Genomic DNA, 20,175 nt, shown 5'->3' with positions numbered 1-20,175 from the left:
TTTCTGATCTTTTTTAGTCTTTCTTATGGCCTCACTGAAATAGCTAAATGTTTCTAATAATCGACGCTCCCTTTTTTGTGCTATAATATAAAGCAAGAAAACGCTTAGGAGGATTTTCAATGTCCGATGAATTGGAGAAACGCCTAGATACAGGAATGTACGGGACACCTCGTGTTAATCCAGATGAACAAAGAAAATACTTGGGAACGTTTCGTGAACGTTGTTATCTAAGTATGACGGTAGCAGAAATGAAGAAAAAGGACAACCAAGAAACGTTACAGTCGGTTCTCCCTAACTATCAAGGGGCACTGATCTTGATCAACGGAAAATTGCCCGAAACGCTTCAGACGACCTTTATTTCATTGATTACGAAACAACAGCTCGATTTTCGAGTGGTGACTGACGCCCAGACTGCTGATCCTGACAGTATCGGTTTACTGATCGTTGCCAATGAGGCAGTGAATGAAGAGGTAATCGATATCGAAGAAAAGTATCCTCAAAAGACAAAATCATCTTCCGAAGAAGATCCCATCAAAGAAAAAAAAACATTCTGGGAACGATTCTTCCGCTAAACAAACCAACGGATCAATTACTAGTGATCCTTCACTAGTACGAACAGCAAAAGAAGTTGTATTAGAAATGGTCAGCTTTAAGATATTTCGGCTTATTTCCGAAGAAGCTACTTCTAACCATTTATTCTAAAAAAAGGAACAGTGACAAAAGCCTTGTCACTGTTCCTTTTTCAACTTCTGACTGTTAAGCGGCTGTTAAAATCGTTCCGGAAAAAGCAGCTTGAGGACAGACATGGTTAAGCGGCGGCTTTGTCCTTGGTACGGGTAAATATGCATATGCATAGCGGGATTGAAGTTCGCTTCAATAATGCCGTATGCTCCCGGATCCTCCGCGGGCTTTTCCTTGTCAGGAATAATCAAATCAATCCCACTGATTCGTGCCTGTAATGCGGTCACGGCATCTGCAGCGATTTTTTTGTAGTCATCATTAAATTGATCGGTGACATCGATCGAATCGCCGCCCGTGCTGATATTGGAATTTTCCCGCAAGTAAACGATTTGTCCTTTTTCTGGGACAGAATCTATGTGATAGCCTTGCTCTTTCAACATCAATTGTTCCAATTCACCTAATTGGATCTTCTCCAACGGTGTCCGATGGTGGGTCCCCCGTAATGGATCGGTATTTTTCTCTGCAACTAATTCCTTGATCGTGCGCCGACCATCTCCTATTACATTTGCCGGTATTCGTAGCAAAATTGCTTCAACTTGACCATCGATCACAAAGAAACGATACTCTGTTCCAGCAAGGAATGCTTCAACTAAAATCGACTGGTCTTCAGCAAAAGCTAAACGGACAGCAGCTTGATAGTCCTCCAACGAAGCGCCATCCTTAAAGATCGATATTCCCACGCCATAGTTGGTTGTTTTGGGTTTGACGACAAAACCTCTGTCAGCAAATTGCGGGTAAGCAGCAAGCGCCTTTTCTACAGTGGCGAATTCTGCTCCTGCAGGAACCCGAAAACCATTCTCAGCTAAAATCTTTTTTGTGACCGTTTTATTGGCCATGATCAAAGGAACGATATAACGATCCTTACTTGTCATATTAGCGTTTTTGACATATTCAACATGTTCATCGATCGATAATTTCAAGAACTGATCAGATTCATCCAACACTTCCACCTTGATTCCCTTTTGAATCGCATCGAACATCAAAATTTGTGTTGACAGTTCCATGTTGGTGAAGCCTGCTAACTGATAAGGTTTTTCCCAGGCAACTTGATGATAGGATACTCCTAGTTCAGTTGCCACTTGAGCCTGACTTGACCTTTGGCTGGCTTGATATAAACGACCGGCAAAAGTTTTGCCGGGATCTTCCAACATTGGCAGCAGTTGATCCAGTAAAGGCATTGTCGGCAGACTGATTTCCTTTGCAAAAGCGATCAATTCTTCCGCAACTGCTTTAGCTTCTTCAAGATAGATCGTTTGATTCAATGGGTGTTCCAATGCCACTTGATTGTTTTTGCGATTTCCTTCTTCGACCCAAGCATCGGCATCAGCGCCCTCCTCTTTCGTTGCTAAGTATAACAAGAAAAGGTGCAGAAATTTCACTTGATCTTGCGAAATACCATACATTTCAAAGGGATTGATATCAATATTGCGTAATTCAATGTAACGAATTCCCGCTGTTGCTAAGTCGGCAACCTTTTGCCCCCCTCGCAGGCGAACTGGTGCATAAAACTCTTTTTCCTCAGATAGTTTGCCAGTTTCTACCAGCTCAGCGATATCCGCCAGATAGGTCTCAAGAGAGGCATAAGACACGTTGACATCGGTATGATTCGTGTAGCCATAGCGGCTGTTACGAATGCTGCGGACAGGTTCTTGCGGTCCAGAACCCGCCATAAAATAATTGGCTTCCGTTTGCGGCGTTGCTCCAAAGAAATAAGTCAAAAACCAGCGGTAATGCAAGTAATTTCGGGTAACTTTCAAGTAAAGTTCTGTTTTAAACCTACGATAATCTGTTTCTGACGACTTGGTAAATAACTTTCTTAAAAAATCATCCCCAAATTCAAAATTGAAGTGGATGCCGCTGACCATTTGCTTACGACGCCCATACGTCCTTGCCAAAAACCGACGATAAAGAACATCTTCAAAACGATCCAGCTTTGCGATCACGATATCCTCTTCTTTTTCCGGCAACGCAGGCGGCATACTTAATGGCCAAAGCATCTCCTCAGGTGCCATCGAACGATAAGCAACATCATGGATCGCAGCCAGATAACGAAATAGTTCCTCTGAGCTTTCCGCGACTGGCGTGATCAATTCCAACTGATTTTCAGCAAAATCGGTTTGTATGTACGGATGAAAACTACGATTGCCTAATGCTTCAGGATGATCTGTCCCAGCAAAACTTCCGTCTAAACGTGCACGCTGCGCCTCACGTTCGATCCCATAACGCCCATCAAATAAGTAGGGACGCAGTTCTTCTTGTATAAAAAGTGATTTTAGTGTCATATCATTGCCCTCTTTGTCTTAGATTCTTCCTTATTATAGTCAATAATCCAGCAGAAAAAAATGAAATTGTGCGATTCTCTTTGCTAGTTTTTTAAAAATTACCAAGTTTTTACAAATTACTTGAATAAATTTGATATTTGACCTCTAAATAAAGTATACTTACTATATAATAGTAAATTATTATGTCAATATTACAACTTTTTTGAAAGGAAGAATAGTGAATGAAACCACTCAATCTTACCAAACGCGAACGTCAGATCATGAATATCTTCTGGAATGCTGAAAAACCTTTGTCTGCAAATGACATTGCGGTTCAACAACAGGACTTAAGTAAAAACACGATCCAAGCCGTTGTCAGAAAATTAAAGAACCATGATTTATTGAAAGTAGCTGACATCGGCTACAGCGGTACTGTCTTGACCCGCTTGTATTCTCCAAATGTTTCTCAAGAAGATTTTCTAGCTGCCGAACTCTCTGAACAATCGTTACTGAATCTAGTCTCGAATTTCATTGAAAACAGTGAGGATGCCGAGACATTGAATGATTTGGAAAAAATCATCAAAGAGCGGCAAGCACAGCTAAAAAACTGATTTCTGAAACAAGTTGTTCTTGTTCACAGAGAAATGTCCACGCTGAACATTTCTGACACGACAAGGAATCTTTCTTGGAATGATTTCAATTTCAGGAACAGCAGCTACATCCTTTTAGCTGCTGATGGGGAGGTTTTGTGAACCAGAAGTCACACGTCATCTGTTACGTATTCTGCTGTGGTACTTCATGTACATCGCAGCTGTCAAACGTATGCCTATAAAGTTTATTTCCATAACCGAGGAGCTTTATGCAAGTTCCTTAACAAAAAATATCCGAACTACTACTGATTACTCCAACCGTTAACGCCATCGCGAGATGATGAAGAGGAATAATCAAACATAGTTCGGATATTTTTGTCTTATTTCAAGCGATGAACAGCATCAACCTTCGTTGATGAGACCTTTAAATAGCCCAACAACAAACTCATTTGGATCAAACGGCTCAAGGTCGTTGATTCCTTCCCCTAATCCGACCAATTTAACCGGTAAACGCAATTCATTGCGAATCGCTAAAACGATCCCACCTTTGGCAGTTCCATCTAATTTCGTCAAGACCAATCCTGTAACATCCGTGGTTTCTTTGAATTGTTTGGCTTGGTTCATCGCATTCTGACCAGTCGTCGCATCTAACACGAGCAACACTTCATGAGGCGCATTCGGCTCTACTCGTTGAATGATCCGTTTGATTTTCTCTAACTCATTCATCAAATTGACTTTATTTTGCAAACGACCAGCTGTATCAACTAATAGAACATCTGCTTGCTCTGCTTTCGCTCGTTCCATCGCATCAAATACGACGGCTGCCGGATCACCACCAGCTTTCCCCCGAACGACTTCCACACCTGCTCGATCCCCCCAAACGACGAGCTGATCGATTGCTCCAGCTCGAAAGGTATCCGCAGCTGCCAACAACACTTTCTTGCCTTCTGATTTGAATTGATACGCCAGTTTTCCAATGCTGGTGGTTTTACCGACGCCATTCACACCGACAAATAAAATGACGGTCAATCCAGGTTGCATATTTAGTTCGTTGACTTCGTCGACACCCGCTTCACCATAAAGATCGACTAGTTTTTCAATAATAACATTTTGAACCTCTGCCGGCTTCTTGACATTTCGCAACTTGACCTCTTGACGCAGTGCATCCGTGATCTTGATCGCTGCATCAAAGCCTACATCGGCTCCAATCAATGTCTCTTCGACTTCTTCAAAAAAATCTTCGTCTACAGAGCGAAAATTCGCGAACAGCTCATTGAGTCGTTGCCCGAAAGTTTTGCGAGATTTCGATAGTCCCTTCGTGTACTTATCTTGTACATCCTCTTTGTGAACCGCTGTTGGCTGAGGTTGTACTTCAGGTCTTTTTACCGTTTCACTAGGTGTCACGACGTCGAATGGTTCAGCTGATTTCAGATCTTGTGCTCCTTCTGATGATGAAGTATCAGCCGCGGACTCCTTTGTTTCTGTTGGCTGCAACGCGGAATCGGTAGTAGTTTCTGGACGAGAATCCAGTGTTGGTTCCGTCGATTCTACTGTTTGTTCTTGTGCGGAATGGTCATCTGCGACGGATGACTCATCGACAGATGACTCTGGAGATTCAACTGGTTCCTCTACTTCGCCTTGCACTTTGTCTTGCTCTTTTGATTCACCAATCAAAGCTTTTTTAATTTTGTCAAAAAATCCCATTTCAAACGCCTCCTTTCAAAACATATTTTTCGATGACAGTTGCTACACCGTCTGCTTCATTCGAATCTGTTACCACATCTGCGGCTTCCTTGATTAAAGGCACGGCATTAGCCATCGCTACACCGAGTCCTGCATAGCGAATCATCGGCAGATCATTTTCTTCATCTCCGATCGCCATGACTTCATCGATAGTGATACTTAAATCCCGAGCCAGCAATTCAATCCCATAGGCTTTCGTAATTCCTTTAGGCATAAATTCCAGCAAATTGTTCCGAGTTTTGATTACTTCATATTTCTCTCTGATTGCTGAAGGAATCGCCAAAATCTTCGGATCCAGTACTTCTTGATGATAAGCAATCACAGCTTTATTATAGAGTTTCGACTCATCCAGAGCTTCTATCGCATACGGGCGGCAATCCAGCAATGGATTCAGCGAACCATAGATCGACTGATTCGTTGCTGAAGTCGGCAAGCACAAAACGATTTCTTCGGATACGACATCCAGCGGCAAATCCAGTTCTGCTGCGACAGCAACCAATTCATGAATATCAGCCAATTGCAAAGCGGCTTTTTCCATGATTTCTCCCGTATCGTTTTTTTGCACCAGACCACCATTAAAAGTAATGCTATAGTCCCCCGATTCATTCAATGACAACTCTTCTAAATAAGGACGAATTGCCCGTAAAGGACGACCTGTGCAAAGGACGATTTTTACTCCTTGTGCTTTTGCTTGGGCAAGAACTTCTTTATTTTTTTGCGATACTTGTTTCTTTCCATCCAGCAAGGTACCGTCTAAATCAATTGCGACTAATTTGATCATTTTGCTACTCCTTCTTGATCTGCGACAAAATTTCCGCCTTCTTTGACATCTTCCAAACGCACAGAAACGGTCTTAGATACACCGGATTCCTGCATCGTCACGCCATACAACACATCTGCCGCTTCCATGGTCCCTTTGCGATGTGTGACAACGATGAACTGTGTATCATTTTGGAAGTCGCTTAAATAATGGCCAAAGCGTGATACATTGGCTTCGTCTAAAGCAGCTTCAACTTCATCCAGCACACAAAACGGGACGGGACGGACTTGGATGATCGAAAACAGCAGTGCGATGGCTGTCAGCGCTCGTTCGCCTCCAGAAAGTAGACTCAAGTTTTGCAGCTTTTTACCTGGTGGTTGGGCTTCGATCTCAATACCAGTATTTAGTAAGTCCTTTGGATCTGTCAAAATCAATTCCGCATGTCCCCCGCCGAACATATTTGGGAAAACTTGCTTGAACTGCAGACGAATCGCATCAAAAATCTCACCGAAACGTGTTTTGACTTCTTCATCCATCTCGGACATTGTATCGAATAATTGTGCTTTTGCAGAAAGCAGATCATCTCTTTGACTGGTCAAGAAGCTGTGACGCTGTTCCACTTGATCATATTGCTCGATAGCATTCAAATTGACTGGTCCAATCGCATCGATTTTTCCTTTTAGATCTTGGATTTCTCGTTTTGCAGCTTCCGGGTCATCGATCGCTGGATAGTCATTGGCCGCTTTTTCAAAGCTCAATGCATATTCTTCCTGCAAGTAAGCCAACCGATTATCCATCACCAAATCCGCGCGGTTTTTCTCAATTTCTACATTGGTCTTTTCGGATAGTTTTTCTTTTTGTTGCAAGTTTGCCAAACTGAGAGCTTCATCCAACTGTCCAATTTCCTGTTGGACGATTTGTCTTTGTTGCCGAATGTCCGCCAATTCTTGTGTCAGTGTTATTTTTCGTTGAGTAAAATCACTGATTTGCTGATCCAGGCTTTCTTCCGAAACTTCATGGTCACTCACATTCGAATTGATTGCTGCTAACTGCCGTTCTAGCGACTGTTGGCGTGCTTCATTCTCCGCTAACGCTTCCGCATTCGCAGCAATTTTTTGTCTTAAATGTTCCACTTGTTCTTTTTGAACAGCAAAATCAGCTTGTAATTGGGCGGCTGTCGCTGCTAACTGGCTTCTTTTTGCTTCGATCAAATCTTCTTCTTCATTCATGCTTTGAATGTCGTGATCGATTTTTTTCAGCTGCTGCGCAATGGTTTGCTGTTCCGATTCCAACCGAGTCTTCTTCTCGTTATACTCTTCAAAAAAGGCCTGAATCTCGCGATTTTCAAAGTCAAAGACTTGCTGCTCTTTTCTCAACCGTTCCAACTCGTTGGTGAGGTTTTGCAGTTGATTTTTTAGTTCGTGTTCCGTCATTCGAGCCGTTTCACCGGTGGTTCGCAGCTCTTCCAAGGCTGCTTGAGCATCTTTTGTCACCTTTTCGAAGTGCTGCACTTGTTTCTCTGTTTTTTGCAGGCGTTCATCCAATTGAGCGGCTTGAGCCGTTAATAGCTGCAACTCATTGCTTTGACTAAATAGGCTGCCGGCATTTTTCTTCGTCGCACCACCGGTCATCGAACCCCCGGCATTCATCACGTCGCCTTCCAGTGAAACGACACGATAGCTATAGTTCAGCGCTTTAGCTAATGCATTAGCACTTGTTAGATCTTCTGCGATGACGATACTTCCCAACAGATTTTCGGCAATGTTTTTTACATCTTCATTGAAACGCACCAGCTCACTAGCAACGCCGATAAATCCTGGTACTTGTTGTGCTTGAGAAACAGCATAACTAGGCAATTGGCGAGACTTGATCGTCGTCAATGGCAAGAATGTGGCCCGACCACCACGATTTTGTTTCAAATAGGTAATCGCTGCTCTGGCATCACGTTCGGTTTCTACTACTACGTGCTGGGCAGAAGCGCCCAATGCTGTTTCGATAGCAACTGTATATTCTTCTGGCACTTCGATCAATTCTGCAACAGCACCCACGACACCGGTTAGCTGCTGCTTATTTTTTAGAACTAGTCTGACGCCTTGATAAAAGCCAGCATAGTTTTCTTGGATATCCTGTAAACTCCGTTGTTTTGCCCGCACTTGTTGGACTTGGTTCATTAACTGATACATCTTTTTCTGTGCATCATCAAATTTTTCTTTGTTATCTTTGGCTTTCTCTTGTAAATGGATATATTGCTTCCGCTGTTCGTCCAACTGTTGCTGCACGGCTTGCAAGCGTTCATTAACGATTTCTGCGGCTGTCGCTTTTTCTTTGATCGCTGTCGACAGTTCTGTCTGCTTCGTAACGGCTGTCTGATTTTTTGCCGATTCTTGCTGGTATTGGCGCTCAAGATATTTGAGCTCATTGCCGACCGTTGCTTGCTCCTGCATTGCTTCAACATATTGACTGCGTAGTTCTTCGATAATCTCTTTGGCCGATTTCAGATACTTTTCTTGTTCCGCTCGACAATCAGCAATCGCTACTTCTGCCTCTTGGACACTGCGATTCTTTTGCGACAGTTCATGAATCAATTCAGCTTTTTCGTCATTCAACTGTTGGAGGCGTTCACTGACGGCATCCAAGGTCTCTTGATATTCTGCTGTGCTTTTTTGCGTATGCTTGGAGCGCTCCAACAGTACTTCTTTTTGGCCTTCGGCTTGCTTCAGCCCTTCCGTTACTTGCAACAGCTGCTGATTGAGCTGCTCCAATGATTCATCGAAGGCTGCTCGACGCTGCCGCAATTGCTGCACACTGCGTTCATCGGTATTGATTTGCTGCGTGATTTCAGCCAACTGATGATTTAATAGTTCCAGCTGTTCTGTAGCTGTTTCCCACGCCCGTTTGGCTGTCTGGATCTCCATGACAGAAAAAGCCACGTCTACTTCCGTTAATTTTTCCTTCAATGACAAAAATTGTTTGGCCGCTTCACTTTGAGCAGCTAACGGAATCAATTGATCCTCTAACTCATAAATAATATCTTGTAGACGGTTAAGGTTGTCTTCTGTTTCAAACAATTTCTGTTCTGCTTTTTTCTTACGCTGTTTGTATTTCAAAACACCGGCAGCTTCTTCAAAAATACCGCGACGATCTTCTGGTTTGCTGCTGAAAATCGCTTCGACTTTCCCTTGAGAAATAATCGAAAATGATTCTTTTCCTAGCCCGGAATCCATAAAGAGTTCCTGGACATCTCGCAGGCGGCAACTTTGTTTGTTCAAATAAAAGTCGCTTTCACCGGTTCTCCTTAACCGGCGAGTCACACTGATCTCACTGTAATCCATTGGTAAATAGTGATCGGTATTATCTAAAATAATCGTTACTTCCGCTACATTTAATGGCTTGCGAGTGTCAGATCCTGCAAAAATGATATCAGGCATCTTGCCACCACGCAGGCTTTTGGCAGACTGTTCTCCTAAAACCCAACGAATCGCTTCAGTAATATTGCTCTTGCCGCTGCCATTTGGTCCTACGACCGCAGTCACACTATTTTCAAAATCAATGATCGTGCGGTCTGCAAAGGATTTGAAACCGGCAATCTCTATTCGTTTTAAATACACTCCGCCATTCCTTTCTTATTGATCAAGACTTGCTAAGGCATTTTCTGCCGCTGCTTGCTCTGATAATTTCTTTGATTTTCCTTGCCCCTCGCCAATCAGCACATCGTCACAATAGACTTCTGTCCAAAAGATTCGTTCGTGGGCAGGACCTTCTTCTTTCGTTAAACGATAGTTGATGGACACATCGCCAGATCGCTGCAAGACTTCCTGCAATCGGGTCTTGTGATCCATCTCATGGGAAAAAGCACCTGCTTTTACTTTTGGAAAAACGACAGCCGTCAAGAAACCGTCGACGCTCTCCAAACCTTGATCCAAGTACAACGCACCTAAAAAAGCTTCAAAAAGATCGCATAACAATGAGGGACGCTTACGTCCGCCAGAGTTTTCCTCTCCTTTGCCTAACCGAATATATTGATCAAAACGGCAATCTTTGGCAAACATTGATAAGCTATCTTCGCGAACGATTGCTGCCCGCAGCTTTGTCAACTTCCCTTCAGGAAGGTCCGGCAGTTCACGGTACAAATACCGTGAGACGATCAATTCTAAAACAGCATCTCCTAGAAATTCTAGGCGCTCATTATCGGATAGGTGCAAATTGCGATGCTCATTCACATAAGATGAATGCGTAAACGCTTGTTCGAGTAAATCTACATCATGGAAGACAATGCCGTAATCCTCTTTTAATTCGTTCATTAGCTGTGTATTCATTTGCCACATTCCTTCATTAGTTTATCGACACTTCCCTATTATACTGGTTTTTGGCTAATTATGAAATGTTTCGTCCAAAAACTTGAAGCCTCCATAAAAAAATTTTAACCGTTTATTCTCCTGCTCTTTGTTTCCATGACTGATTCATTGTTTTTTATTGATTTTGCCGCGAACAAAATAAAAAAAGACGTTCCCGAAAGAACGTCTTTTCCTAAATTAGCGAGATTCTGCTGTTACAGAAACTGTTGCCCATGGATTGTGATCTGCATCATATGCCCATGTGAAATCTTTGACGCGATTAGATACTGGTAATACTTCGTTACGGTAAAGCGAAGGAATAACAAATGCTTCATCCGCAGCGTATTCTTGCCATGCATCAAATGCTTCTTTACGTTTTGCTTCATCAAATGAATCTTTAGAGTCGATTGCTTCTAATAGCTTCGTATTTTCATCAGATTCAAAACGAGTGTAGTTAAATGCTGAGTTTGGTCCATAAAGTCCGGTTGGTGAAGGATCTGAACCTGTTCCCCATGCACCTTGATACACATCGATTTCAGGATCATCATTTTTCAATTTATCATAGAATGCTTGGAAATCAATCAAACGACCAGTTGTGTATTTCACATCTAAGCCGATTTCATTCCATTGTTGGATGTAGTAATCAGCCAATGGTTGAGCTGTTTCGCCACCTGACATTGAAGCAAAATTGATGGTTAATTTTTCACCGTTTTTGTCTTCACGCATGCCGTCGCCGTCAACATCTTTGTAACCAGCATCGTCTAACAATTTGTTTGCTTTGTCGATATCTTGTGTGTAACCTTTAACTTCTGTATCGTGCAATGTTCCAAATACCGGTGGGATCAATGTTGTCGCATTTGAACGTAGGCCATTATAGAAACGGCTACCGACAGCATCATTATCTAGTGCGTAACCCATTGCTTGACGCAATGATTTGTCCGCCATTTTTGATTCAGGATTGTAGTTAACTTTTCCTTCTTTATCATCCCAAGTACCTAACTTAAATCCAATATACGTATAAGCTTGCTCAGGACGGCCCAAGATTTGGTAGCCATCTGCATCTTTGTAAGTTGGGTAAGTATCTGTTGGCATTGACAATGCTAAATCATATTGCTTCGCTTTTAAACCTTCTACGATTGAAGCTGCTGGAACTGCTTTAAATGACAATTTATCCATTTTAGGTTTGCCACCGTAGTAATACTCATTTGGTACGTATTCTACAGATTCACCGGCTACGATGTTTGACATTACGTAAGGTCCGAAAACGATTGGTGTTTTACGAACAGGATCACTTGATTCCATATCTTTGACTGCAATACCTTCAAACGCATGTTTTGGTAAAGCAGAAGACCAGATACCGCCGCCTGCTTGCATCATACCAGGGTGAACTTCTTTGTATTGAATTTTAACGACTTTGTCGCTTTCTTTTGTGATTCCTGAGATTGTGTCAGATTTGCCATCGTGGTAATCTTCCATCCCAACAATATTTGTAAAGTTGTTGTCATAACGGATTCCTGTGTAATCTTTGTTACCGATCACTTCATAGGAGAAAATCACGTCATCTGCTGTTACATCTTCGCCATCTGACCATTTCAAATTGTCGCGTAATGTAATCGTTGCTGTGTTATTGTCTTCATCTAATTTAAGATTTGCAGCCCCACCATCAACAATTCGAAAATCAGCATCTGTTAAGAATAAACTTTCATTACTTGGTTGCATGAACTGATAATCATAATTGTCTTGATAAAATTCAGTTTGGAACAAACCTTGGAATTGTGTATCCATAACTACTGCGACGTCCAATGTACCGCCTTTGATTGCTTCTGCGTCATTTTTGACTTCAACCGGCATAGAGCTAATATCTTCTGTTTCAGTTGCTGAGTTGCTGCCGCCTGATGAATCTGTTCCGCCACTATTGCCGCCACAAGCTGCCAATGCTAAGACTGACAAAAGTGTGACCATACCAAAAATATTTTTCTTCATCCTGTATCCTCCTTGTTTTAACCTAGTCGTTGACGTGCATCGGCTGAACGCTTAAATGCCTGACCAACGTAGTTTATACTCAACATCAATACTAAAATCAATATTGACGCGGGTAACCATATCCATTGTCTGTTGACCAGCACATCACCGCTGCTGGCGTACCCAATCAATGTTCCCAAACTTGGAACATTCGTTGGCAGACCAAAGCCCAAGAACGTTAGAGTTGTTTCGATACCGATATTTGCTGCAAAGTTCATCGTCAAGTTGGTGATGATCAATGAGCTTAAGTTCGGCATGATTTCGCGAAACATGATCACAAAATCATTGGTCCCTAATGTTTTTGACGCACTCACATAATCTCGGCGCCCTTCAGAAAGGGTCTTACTGCGGAAGAGTCTCGCTTTTCCGACCCAATAAAAGGCACTCATGACCCAGATAAACGTCCAAACATTGTAGCGAGGTACGATCGAAACAATAACGATAATGATCAACATGATCGGTAAGATCATGACAAAATCGACGATACGCATCAAGATATTATCAATCAACCCGCCATAGTAACCTGAAATGATCCCCAAGCCAACTCCGACGATCGATGTAATGATCGTGATGGAAAACCCAATCAAAATCGAATTACGCGCTCCAATGATCAATTGTCCCCAAACATCACGGCCACCTTCATCCGCCCCTAATAGGTAGGTGCCGCCATTTGGTGAGACTGCTCCTGGTGCAGCATATTTATCTAGAATACTTACATGCATGACTTGGCTTTGATCAATGACTGCCGAGCCGATGAATACGAAAAGCAGTACTGCTACCAACAAGACCAATGAAAAAATAGCGATCTTGTCTTTTAAAAATTCACGAAAAATCATTTGTAATCCCATAGGTGGGATACTTTCTTGTTTTAACACTTTTTCTTTCTTTTCAGACACGTTTATCCCCTCCTACTGGATTCTGATTCTTGGATCGACAATACTCATAATGATGTCTGATAGCAACGTACCGATCAATGTCGCCAGACCTAATATCAAAGTCAACGAAGTGATCACGGCATAATCCCGCTGTACAATACTATCGATAAATAATTTTCCGACACCTGGGTAAGCAAAGATTTTTTCAATGACCACTGAACCAGCGATCAATGAAGTGATCTCATACCCCATTTGAGATGCGATCGGCAAGGATGCATTTCGGAACACGTGACGTGAGAAGACTTTACTAGTTGGCACCCCTTTCGAACGAGCAGTTCGCACGAAATCCAATGATTTGGAATCAATCACTTCACTCCGCAGATACTGGATCGTCACAGCGGTACCTAATAGCGCAGAAGTGATAGCCGGTAAGATCAGATGATACAGACGGCTCCAAAACTCAGCCATTCCCGTTACGCCTGGTGCTACAGACCCCCCAGTTGGGAACCAACCTAAACGATAACCAAAGATAAACAGTGCAATCAATGCAAAGATAAACAATGGTACCGCAAAACTAAAGAAGTTATACACGACAACGACTTTATCTAAAATCGAATTTTGGTAACGTCCAGCCAACATTCCTAAAGGAATCGCGATCACATACGTTAAGATAACTGTTAACAAAGATAGCCACAATGTGTTGCTGATCCGTCCTGAAAGTAATGTTGCTACTGGTAGTTTATAGATAAAACTTTGACCAAAATCTCCTTTAAGTGCATTTCCGATCCAACGGAAATATTGTGTATACCAAGGATCATTCAATCCGGCTGCTTCCCGCATCCGTTCAATAACTGCTGGATCTTGGTTCGGATTAATCAATCCTGTAAATGGATCCCCGGGCATTGCTTGTGCAATCAAGAAAATTAAGACACTCAAAATAATGACTTGCGGGATCATTAATATCAAACGACGTAGAATTGTTTTCCACATTATTCAGCACCCCCATTTTTCAAAGCGACTTGATGTGTTCCTGTGATGGTTCTAAGGTCATAAACACGACCTGTTTCATCATAGTAATCTTTTTGGTGAGTGACATATTCCAACTCTACCCGACGGCGGTTTTCTTTATGCGCCTCACGATTTTTCACATCAATTTGAGGAATAGCTGACAATAACCGCTTCGTATAAATATGACGCGGATCTTGATAAATATCTTGGCGTGTACCGATTTCAACAAAACGACCTTTATACATGATGGCGATATTGTCGCACATGTGTTTCACAACACCCAAGTCATGAGAGATGAATAAGAAACTTAAGCCAAACTCTTGTTGGATTCGTTTCATAAAGTTGAGCACCTGTGCCTGTACAGACAGGTCCAATGCAGAAACAGGTTCATCAGCAACGATCAATTTAGGGTTCGATGCCACTGCGCGGGCAACCCCCAAACGTTGTCTCTGTCCACCAGAGAATTCATGAGGGTATTTGTATAAAGCATCTTCTGGCATCCCAACGATATCCAGAAGCCGTTTCACCCGTTGTTTTTCTTCTTGGTCACTCAAACGTTCAAAATTCCGTAGCGGTTCAGCAATAATATCCACTACCCGCTTTTTAGGATTCAGACTTGACATAGAATCTTGAAAAATCATTTGAACATCCTTGTTGTAATTCATTTTTTTGCGGACAGAGCGCTTTGTGACATCTTGTCCTTCGTAAATGACTTCACCGCTGGTAATCTTTTCCAAGCCAACGATTGCTTTCCCTGTTGTTGATTTTCCAGAGCCTGATTCTCCTACCAGACCGTAAGTTTTTCCCTTTTCGATGATGAAATCCACACCGTCAACAGCATAGACATAGTCCGTTACGCGGTTGAAAAAACCGCTGCGAATCGGATAGTGGACTTTCAGATCTTTGATTGTGATTAATTCTGACATCTACACTTCTCCTTCTTCGTCTCTAAAATGAAAATGTTTATAGCAAGTACAGCGAACTAAATGATCTGGTGCAACTTCATGCAGGACAGGATTTTCTTCGTGGTCACTAGCTGGGATCCAAGGGATACGAGCAGCAAAACGGCAACCAGTTCTTGGCATGTTTTTCAATGAAGGAACGACGCCTTCAATCACGTGCAGTTCACTGTCTTGAGAATCTTCTTGTGGAATTGAGTTCAGCAAAGAGCGTGTATAAGGGTGTTTTGGATTGGCAAACAACTCTTCCGCTGTGGCAACTTCAACAAACTGACCGCCATACATAACGGCTACACGATCAGCCATTTCTGCCACTACACCTAAGTCATGGGTGATCAAAATGATTCCCGTTTGTGTTTCAGCCTGCAAATCTTTCAATAAATCTAGGATCTGTGCTTGGATGGTTACATCCAATGCAGTGGTTGGCTCATCAGCAATAACAATTGGCGGTTTGCATGCGATGGCAATGGCAATGATTACCCGTTGCCGCATCCCACCGGATAATTCGTGGGGATACTGGCGACCCACCCGTGCTGGATTTGGAATCCCTACTTGATCTAGTAATTCAAGGGCCCGGGCTTGTCTCTGTTCCGCATTCATATTTGTATGATAAGATAAACCTTCTTTGATTTGGTCTTCAATACGCATGAGTGGGTTCAAAGCGGACAATGGATCTTGGAAAATCATCCCAATGTCGTTCCCGCGAATTTTGTTGTAAAGCGTTTCATTTAAGTTTGACAAATTCAAGTCTTTGTATAAGATTTCACCGGTGATTTTGGTATTGTTTGGATCATGCAATCCCATAATCGTTGTAGCTAAGGTACTTTTTCCACATCCGGATTCGCCTACGATCGCTAAAATCTCATTGCGTTCCAACGTAAAAGAAACACCGTCTACAGCGTCATAGTAATCATCTTTAATACGAAAACCTGTATGTAGGTTTTGAACATCTAGTAATTGATTATCAGTTGACAATCGAATACCCCTCTCTTTTTTATAAGATGAAGTGCCCTCTAATGTAAAAAAGTAGGAATTATAAGTCAAATTCCAAATGCTTTCTTAACATCGTGTAATATTTTCTTAATAATTATATAGAATCACTCACTAGATTGCAAGTCTATAAATTTTTAAGATACTGAATTTTCAGAATACTTACATTGCATTTACATTTTTTCAGGATGGTGCAAAGAAAAGGCCCTTTTTTTCGAGAAACGAATGGTTATTAAACAAATTCTGATAAAGAAAGAGCTGGGTCATCTATGACTCAGCTCCTGTATCTGTCTTAAGCAAGATGGCTTGAAATATAATCAACTGCTCCGCCGACTGTTTCAATCTGTTCGGCATCTTCATCAGAAATCTCCGTACCAAATTCATCTTCTAATTCTAAGACGAATTCCATCACACTGATTGAATCAGCATTTAAGTCGTCTTTAATACTCATTGTATCCGTTACTTTATCTGCATCGATCTCAAAATGGTTTGCGATCACTACTGCAACTTTCTTGAATACTTCTTCTCGCGTCAATTGCCTTCACCTCCACGCGTTCGCACAAAACATAGAATGGCTAACAAACATTGTACTGCTTACATGCAAATTTGTCTAGTCCTTTTTTGCATTTTCATTACAATGATTGCAGTCTCATTGCGTTGGCTCTTCATGCTTAGGTGTTTCTTCAAAATGAGCCACCAATTGAGGAACCACATCTGCCTGCAACATGGTATAGATTTGTTTGATGGTTGCTGCCACGGCATCTGGTCCAGTCGCTCCATGTGTTTTGATCACTGGTGCTTTCAGACCAAACAAGACAGCCCCTCCGTGTTTGGCATAATCCATCTCATTTTTTAAATTGCGCAAGGCATCTTTCAATAATAAAGCCCCTAATTTCCCTTTGGTTCCGGAATTCATGATGGATTGTTTCAATAACGACATCATATTCAATGCGGTTCCTTCAATGGATTTCAAGACGGCGTTCCCAGTGAATCCATCTGTGACCACAACATCCGCTGCACCGTTCAAAAGTTCCCTAGCTTCAACATTTCCGATAAAGTGAATCGATGATTCTTTGGTCAACAATTCAAACGCTTTTTTGGTTAACTCGCTGCCTTTGGTCTCTTCCGTCCCATTGTTTAGCAACCCTACTCGCGGTTGTTGAATGCCTCGGACTTTTTGAGCGTAAAAAGAACCTAACACAGCATATTGAACGAGATGTTCTGCTTTATTGTCAGCATTCGCTCCTAGATCCAGCATATCAAAGCCAGTTTCTTTCCCAAGTACAGGCATCGTCGACATTAAGCCAGGACGTTCGATTCCTTTGATACGACCTACGATAAACAAACCTGCAGCTAACAAAGCCCCGGTATTTCCAGCAGAGAAAATGGCATCCGCTTGACCTTCTTTGACCGCTTGGGCTGCTAAGACCATCGATGCGTTCTTTTTGCGGCGGATCGCTTTAACAGGTTCATCATCACTGTTGATTTTTTCATCGGTATGAATGATTGTAAGCTGACTTTCGTCTGTCACATATTTTCTGATTTCATCTTCTTTTCCGTATAATAGAAATTCGATTTCTGGATATTCTTTTTTTGCTAACATGACGCCTTCAACGATCGCTTTTGGTGCGTTATCGCCACCCATGGCATCTACGGCAATTTTCATGACATACGCCACTCCCTTCATTTTTCCAAGTTAGTATACCATATTCTTTAATCAAAAAATTGATTGTCTCGTTTTTCTGCTGCTAAATAATCGGCTAGCGCTTGATACTCCGGTAAAATCTGCCATTGGTGCTTCTGCCAGATTTGAGTTGCTTCTACTTGTGCAACTTCAAGAATATGGGCATCGGCTACTAAATCGGCTGCGGCGAATTCAGGTAAACCTGATTGACGATTACCAAAGACTTCCCCGGGACCTCGCAATTGCAGATCTTTTTCACTGACAACAAAGCCATTGGTGGTTTCAGTCATGATTTTCATCCGCTCTACCCCAGTTTCATTTTTGGGATTTGCCACCAAAATACAGTAAGAAGCATCTGCACCACGGCCGACACGCCCCCGCAACTGGTGCAACTGAGCTAGCCCAAAACGATCTGCATCAATAATCAACATGACTGTCGCATTGGGCACATTTACCCCTACTTCAATAACTGTCGTTGATACCAAGATCTGTAACTGGTTGTCCTTGAACTCTTCCATGATCGCGTCTTTTTCTATATTTTTCATTTTGCCGTGGAGAATGTCCACTTGGTAGTTAGGGGCAAAATAAGCCTGCAGCTGCTCGTAAATCTCCGTAGCATTCTTGACATCTAACATTTCTGATTCTTCAATCAGCGGACAGATCACATACATTTGATGTCCTTTCGCTAATTCCTGACGAGCCCAGTCCAGCACAGATTCCAATTGAGGTGGTCGTACCCAACGCGTTTCGACCGGAATCCGGCCAGCTGGCATCTCATCGATGATGGAAACATCCATCTCACCATAGGCCGTGATGGCCAAGGTTCGTGGTATCGGCGTCGCCGTCATGAACAAAACATCCGGCAAATATCCTTTTTCTCGCAATATTTTTCGCTGATTGACACCAAAGCGATGCTGCTCATCTGTGATGACTAAACCTAGACGGGCAAAATTGACCCCTTCTTGGATCAACGCATGCGTCCCTACGACAATATCGATCTCACCTGCAGCCAATTGCTCCAAGATCACTCGCCGTTCCTTTGTCTTGGTGGACCCTGTCAGCAGTGCCGTTGTCACTTCTAACGGATCAAATAACTGGTTAAGGCTTTCCAAATGTTGTTGTGCCAGAATCTCAGTTGGTACCATTAACGCCCCTTGAAAGCCAGCTGTCATAGTGGCGTACAGTGCGATAGCAGCCACAACTGTTTTGCCGCTACCGACATCTCCTTGCAGCAGTCGCTGCATATGTTGCGGACTTTTGAGGTCATGACAGATCTCGTTGGTGACTCGCTTTTGAGCAGCTGTCAATTCGAAAGGCAGTGTCTGGGTGAAAGCTTTTAACCGCTGAACATCATAGTCAATGGCTAAGCCGTTCTTTTCAGCCTTTTCGGAAATTTTCAATCCTTGGATCTGCATTTGAAATAGGAAGAACTCTTCAAAGATGATTCGCCGCTTTGCTTGATGACTTTCTTGCGGATCTTTTGGAAAGTGCATAGCTCGCATAGCAGTCTGGCGATCCAATAACCGATATTTCTCCGTTAAAGTTAGAGGTAAGATTTCCTCGATCTGGTCTCCGTATGATTCAAATGCCTGCCTGATCAAGTCAACCAGCACACTTTGCCGTACCGATTTGTTTACATGATAGATAGGAGCGAAATCACCTGGCTTCTTACTGCCAAGAATCTTCATCCCAGCTAGTGATTTCCGTTTCGCATCCCATTTCCCGTAAACCGCGATTTCTTCAGACAAAACAACTTTATCTTTTAAATAGGGCTGATTAAAAAAGGAAACATTGAATACATCATGATCTTGCATCATTCGAAACTGCAGCCGACTCTTTTTGTAACCAAAACGATTTACAACAGCCGGGGAAACAACGATTCCTTTGATCGTGACTTTTTCTTGATCTTGTATCTCGTTCAATTGACGCTCTTGAATATCTTCGTAGCGAAAGGGGTAATATCGCAATAAATCTTCGATTGTCTGGATTCCAAGCGCTGCGAGATCTTTTGCTCGCTTTTCTCCGACACCAGACAAAACAGTGATTGGCTGATCAAGCATTTCTTCCCTCCTCAAAACTAGTTGTTTGCAGATTGCTTTCTTTATTTTACTCTTCTCTGTTTAAATTACGAAGAATTTGAATGAAAAAAGATGAGCAAAAACAGGCTGTTTCTCTATCAATCAAAAAAGAGACGGAAACAAAAATCGC

At 42.4% G+C, this 20,175-nt stretch carries 15 protein-coding genes; 2 read left to right on the top strand and 13 right to left on the bottom strand.

The annotated features are described in order from the left end of the window. Nucleotides 1-119 precede the first annotated feature (119 nt). Nucleotides 120-572 (top strand): YueI family protein, encoded by a 453-nt coding sequence (locus tag IGJ28_RS05190; protein ID WP_003128066.1) that lies wholly within the window; start codon nucleotides 120-122, stop codon nucleotides 570-572. 195 nt (nucleotides 573-767) lie between these two features. Here IGJ28_RS05190 and gshAB read toward each other — a convergent pair whose 3' ends face one another. Then, nucleotides 768-3,023, bottom strand: coding sequence for a bifunctional glutamate--cysteine ligase GshA/glutathione synthetase GshB (gene gshAB / locus IGJ28_RS05185; protein WP_156247564.1), 2,256 nt, complete (start codon nucleotides 3,021-3,023; stop codon nucleotides 768-770). Nucleotides 3,024-3,244: 221 nt separating this feature from the next. Here gshAB and IGJ28_RS05180 point away from each other — a divergent pair, with 221 nt between their 5' ends. Then, the gene (locus IGJ28_RS05180; protein ID WP_003128064.1) at nucleotides 3,245-3,613 is read left to right on the top strand and encodes a BlaI/MecI/CopY family transcriptional regulator; all 369 of its coding nucleotides are present in this window, start codon (nucleotides 3,245-3,247) and stop codon (nucleotides 3,611-3,613) included. Nucleotides 3,614-3,994: 381 nt separating this feature from the next. On the opposite strand, the gene ftsY is transcribed toward IGJ28_RS05180, so the two are convergent. From ftsY to recG, 12 genes are all read right to left on the bottom strand, one after another. Further along, a complete protein-coding gene (gene ftsY, locus IGJ28_RS05175) occupies nucleotides 3,995-5,296 on the bottom strand; it encodes a signal recognition particle-docking protein FtsY (RefSeq protein ID WP_252712245.1) in 1,302 nt (433 codons plus the stop codon). Nucleotide 5,297: 1 nt separating this feature from the next. Continuing rightward, nucleotides 5,298-6,116 (bottom strand): Cof-type HAD-IIB family hydrolase, encoded by an 819-nt coding sequence (locus IGJ28_RS05170; protein ID WP_147735707.1) that lies wholly within the window; start codon nucleotides 6,114-6,116, stop codon nucleotides 5,298-5,300. After that, nucleotides 6,113-9,703: a chromosome segregation protein SMC gene (smc, locus tag IGJ28_RS05165; RefSeq protein ID WP_252712246.1), complete on the bottom strand. Its 3,591-nt coding sequence runs from the start codon at nucleotides 9,701-9,703 to the stop codon at nucleotides 6,113-6,115. Before smc ends, IGJ28_RS05170 begins: the two co-directional genes overlap by 4 nt. Before the next feature lie 15 nt (nucleotides 9,704-9,718). Continuing rightward, entirely contained in the window at nucleotides 9,719-10,411 is a 693-nt protein-coding gene (rnc, locus tag IGJ28_RS05160) for a ribonuclease III (RefSeq protein WP_003128057.1), read from the bottom strand. Between the two features lie 216 nt (nucleotides 10,412-10,627). Beyond that, nucleotides 10,628-12,412 (bottom strand): oligopeptide ABC transporter substrate-binding protein, encoded by a 1,785-nt coding sequence (locus IGJ28_RS05155; RefSeq protein ID WP_147735703.1) that lies wholly within the window; start codon nucleotides 12,410-12,412, stop codon nucleotides 10,628-10,630. Nucleotides 12,413-12,429: 17 nt separating this feature from the next. Next, a complete protein-coding gene (locus IGJ28_RS05150) occupies nucleotides 12,430-13,299 on the bottom strand; it encodes an ABC transporter permease (RefSeq protein ID WP_156233827.1) in 870 nt (289 codons plus the stop codon). Between the two features lie 60 nt (nucleotides 13,300-13,359). Next, nucleotides 13,360-14,316 (bottom strand): oligopeptide ABC transporter permease, encoded by a 957-nt coding sequence (gene opp4B / locus IGJ28_RS05145; RefSeq protein WP_005470040.1) that lies wholly within the window; start codon nucleotides 14,314-14,316, stop codon nucleotides 13,360-13,362. Beyond that, nucleotides 14,316-15,260: an ABC transporter ATP-binding protein gene (locus IGJ28_RS05140; RefSeq protein WP_021150619.1), complete on the bottom strand. Its 945-nt coding sequence runs from the start codon at nucleotides 15,258-15,260 to the stop codon at nucleotides 14,316-14,318. Before IGJ28_RS05140 ends, opp4B begins: the two co-directional genes overlap by 1 nt. After that, nucleotides 15,261-16,268 carry an ABC transporter ATP-binding protein gene (locus tag IGJ28_RS05135; protein ID WP_003128052.1) on the bottom strand — a complete coding sequence of 336 codons (1,008 nt, stop codon included), beginning with the start codon at nucleotides 16,266-16,268 and terminating at the stop codon, nucleotides 15,261-15,263. It abuts the gene before it with no gap. Nucleotides 16,269-16,575: 307 nt separating this feature from the next. Then, on the bottom strand, nucleotides 16,576-16,818 hold the full coding sequence (gene acpP, locus IGJ28_RS05130) for an acyl carrier protein (protein ID WP_003128051.1): 243 nt from the start codon (nucleotides 16,816-16,818) through the stop codon (nucleotides 16,576-16,578). A 114-nt stretch (nucleotides 16,819-16,932) separates the two neighbouring features. After that, nucleotides 16,933-17,949, bottom strand: a complete 1,017-nt coding sequence (gene plsX / locus IGJ28_RS05125) for a phosphate acyltransferase PlsX (RefSeq protein WP_003128049.1) — start codon at nucleotides 17,947-17,949, stop codon at nucleotides 16,933-16,935. 47 nt (nucleotides 17,950-17,996) lie between these two features. Beyond that, nucleotides 17,997-20,060 carry an ATP-dependent DNA helicase RecG gene (recG, locus tag IGJ28_RS05120; protein WP_367178291.1) on the bottom strand — a complete coding sequence of 688 codons (2,064 nt, stop codon included), beginning with the start codon at nucleotides 20,058-20,060 and terminating at the stop codon, nucleotides 17,997-17,999. Between the last annotated feature and the right edge of the window lie 115 nt (nucleotides 20,061-20,175).

Source organism: Enterococcus sp. AZ091, assembly GCF_051714805.1.
GTDB lineage: Bacteria > Bacillota > Bacilli > Lactobacillales > Enterococcaceae > Enterococcus_D > Enterococcus_D gallinarum.
This window is presented reverse-complemented; position numbering and strand designations above follow the sequence as displayed.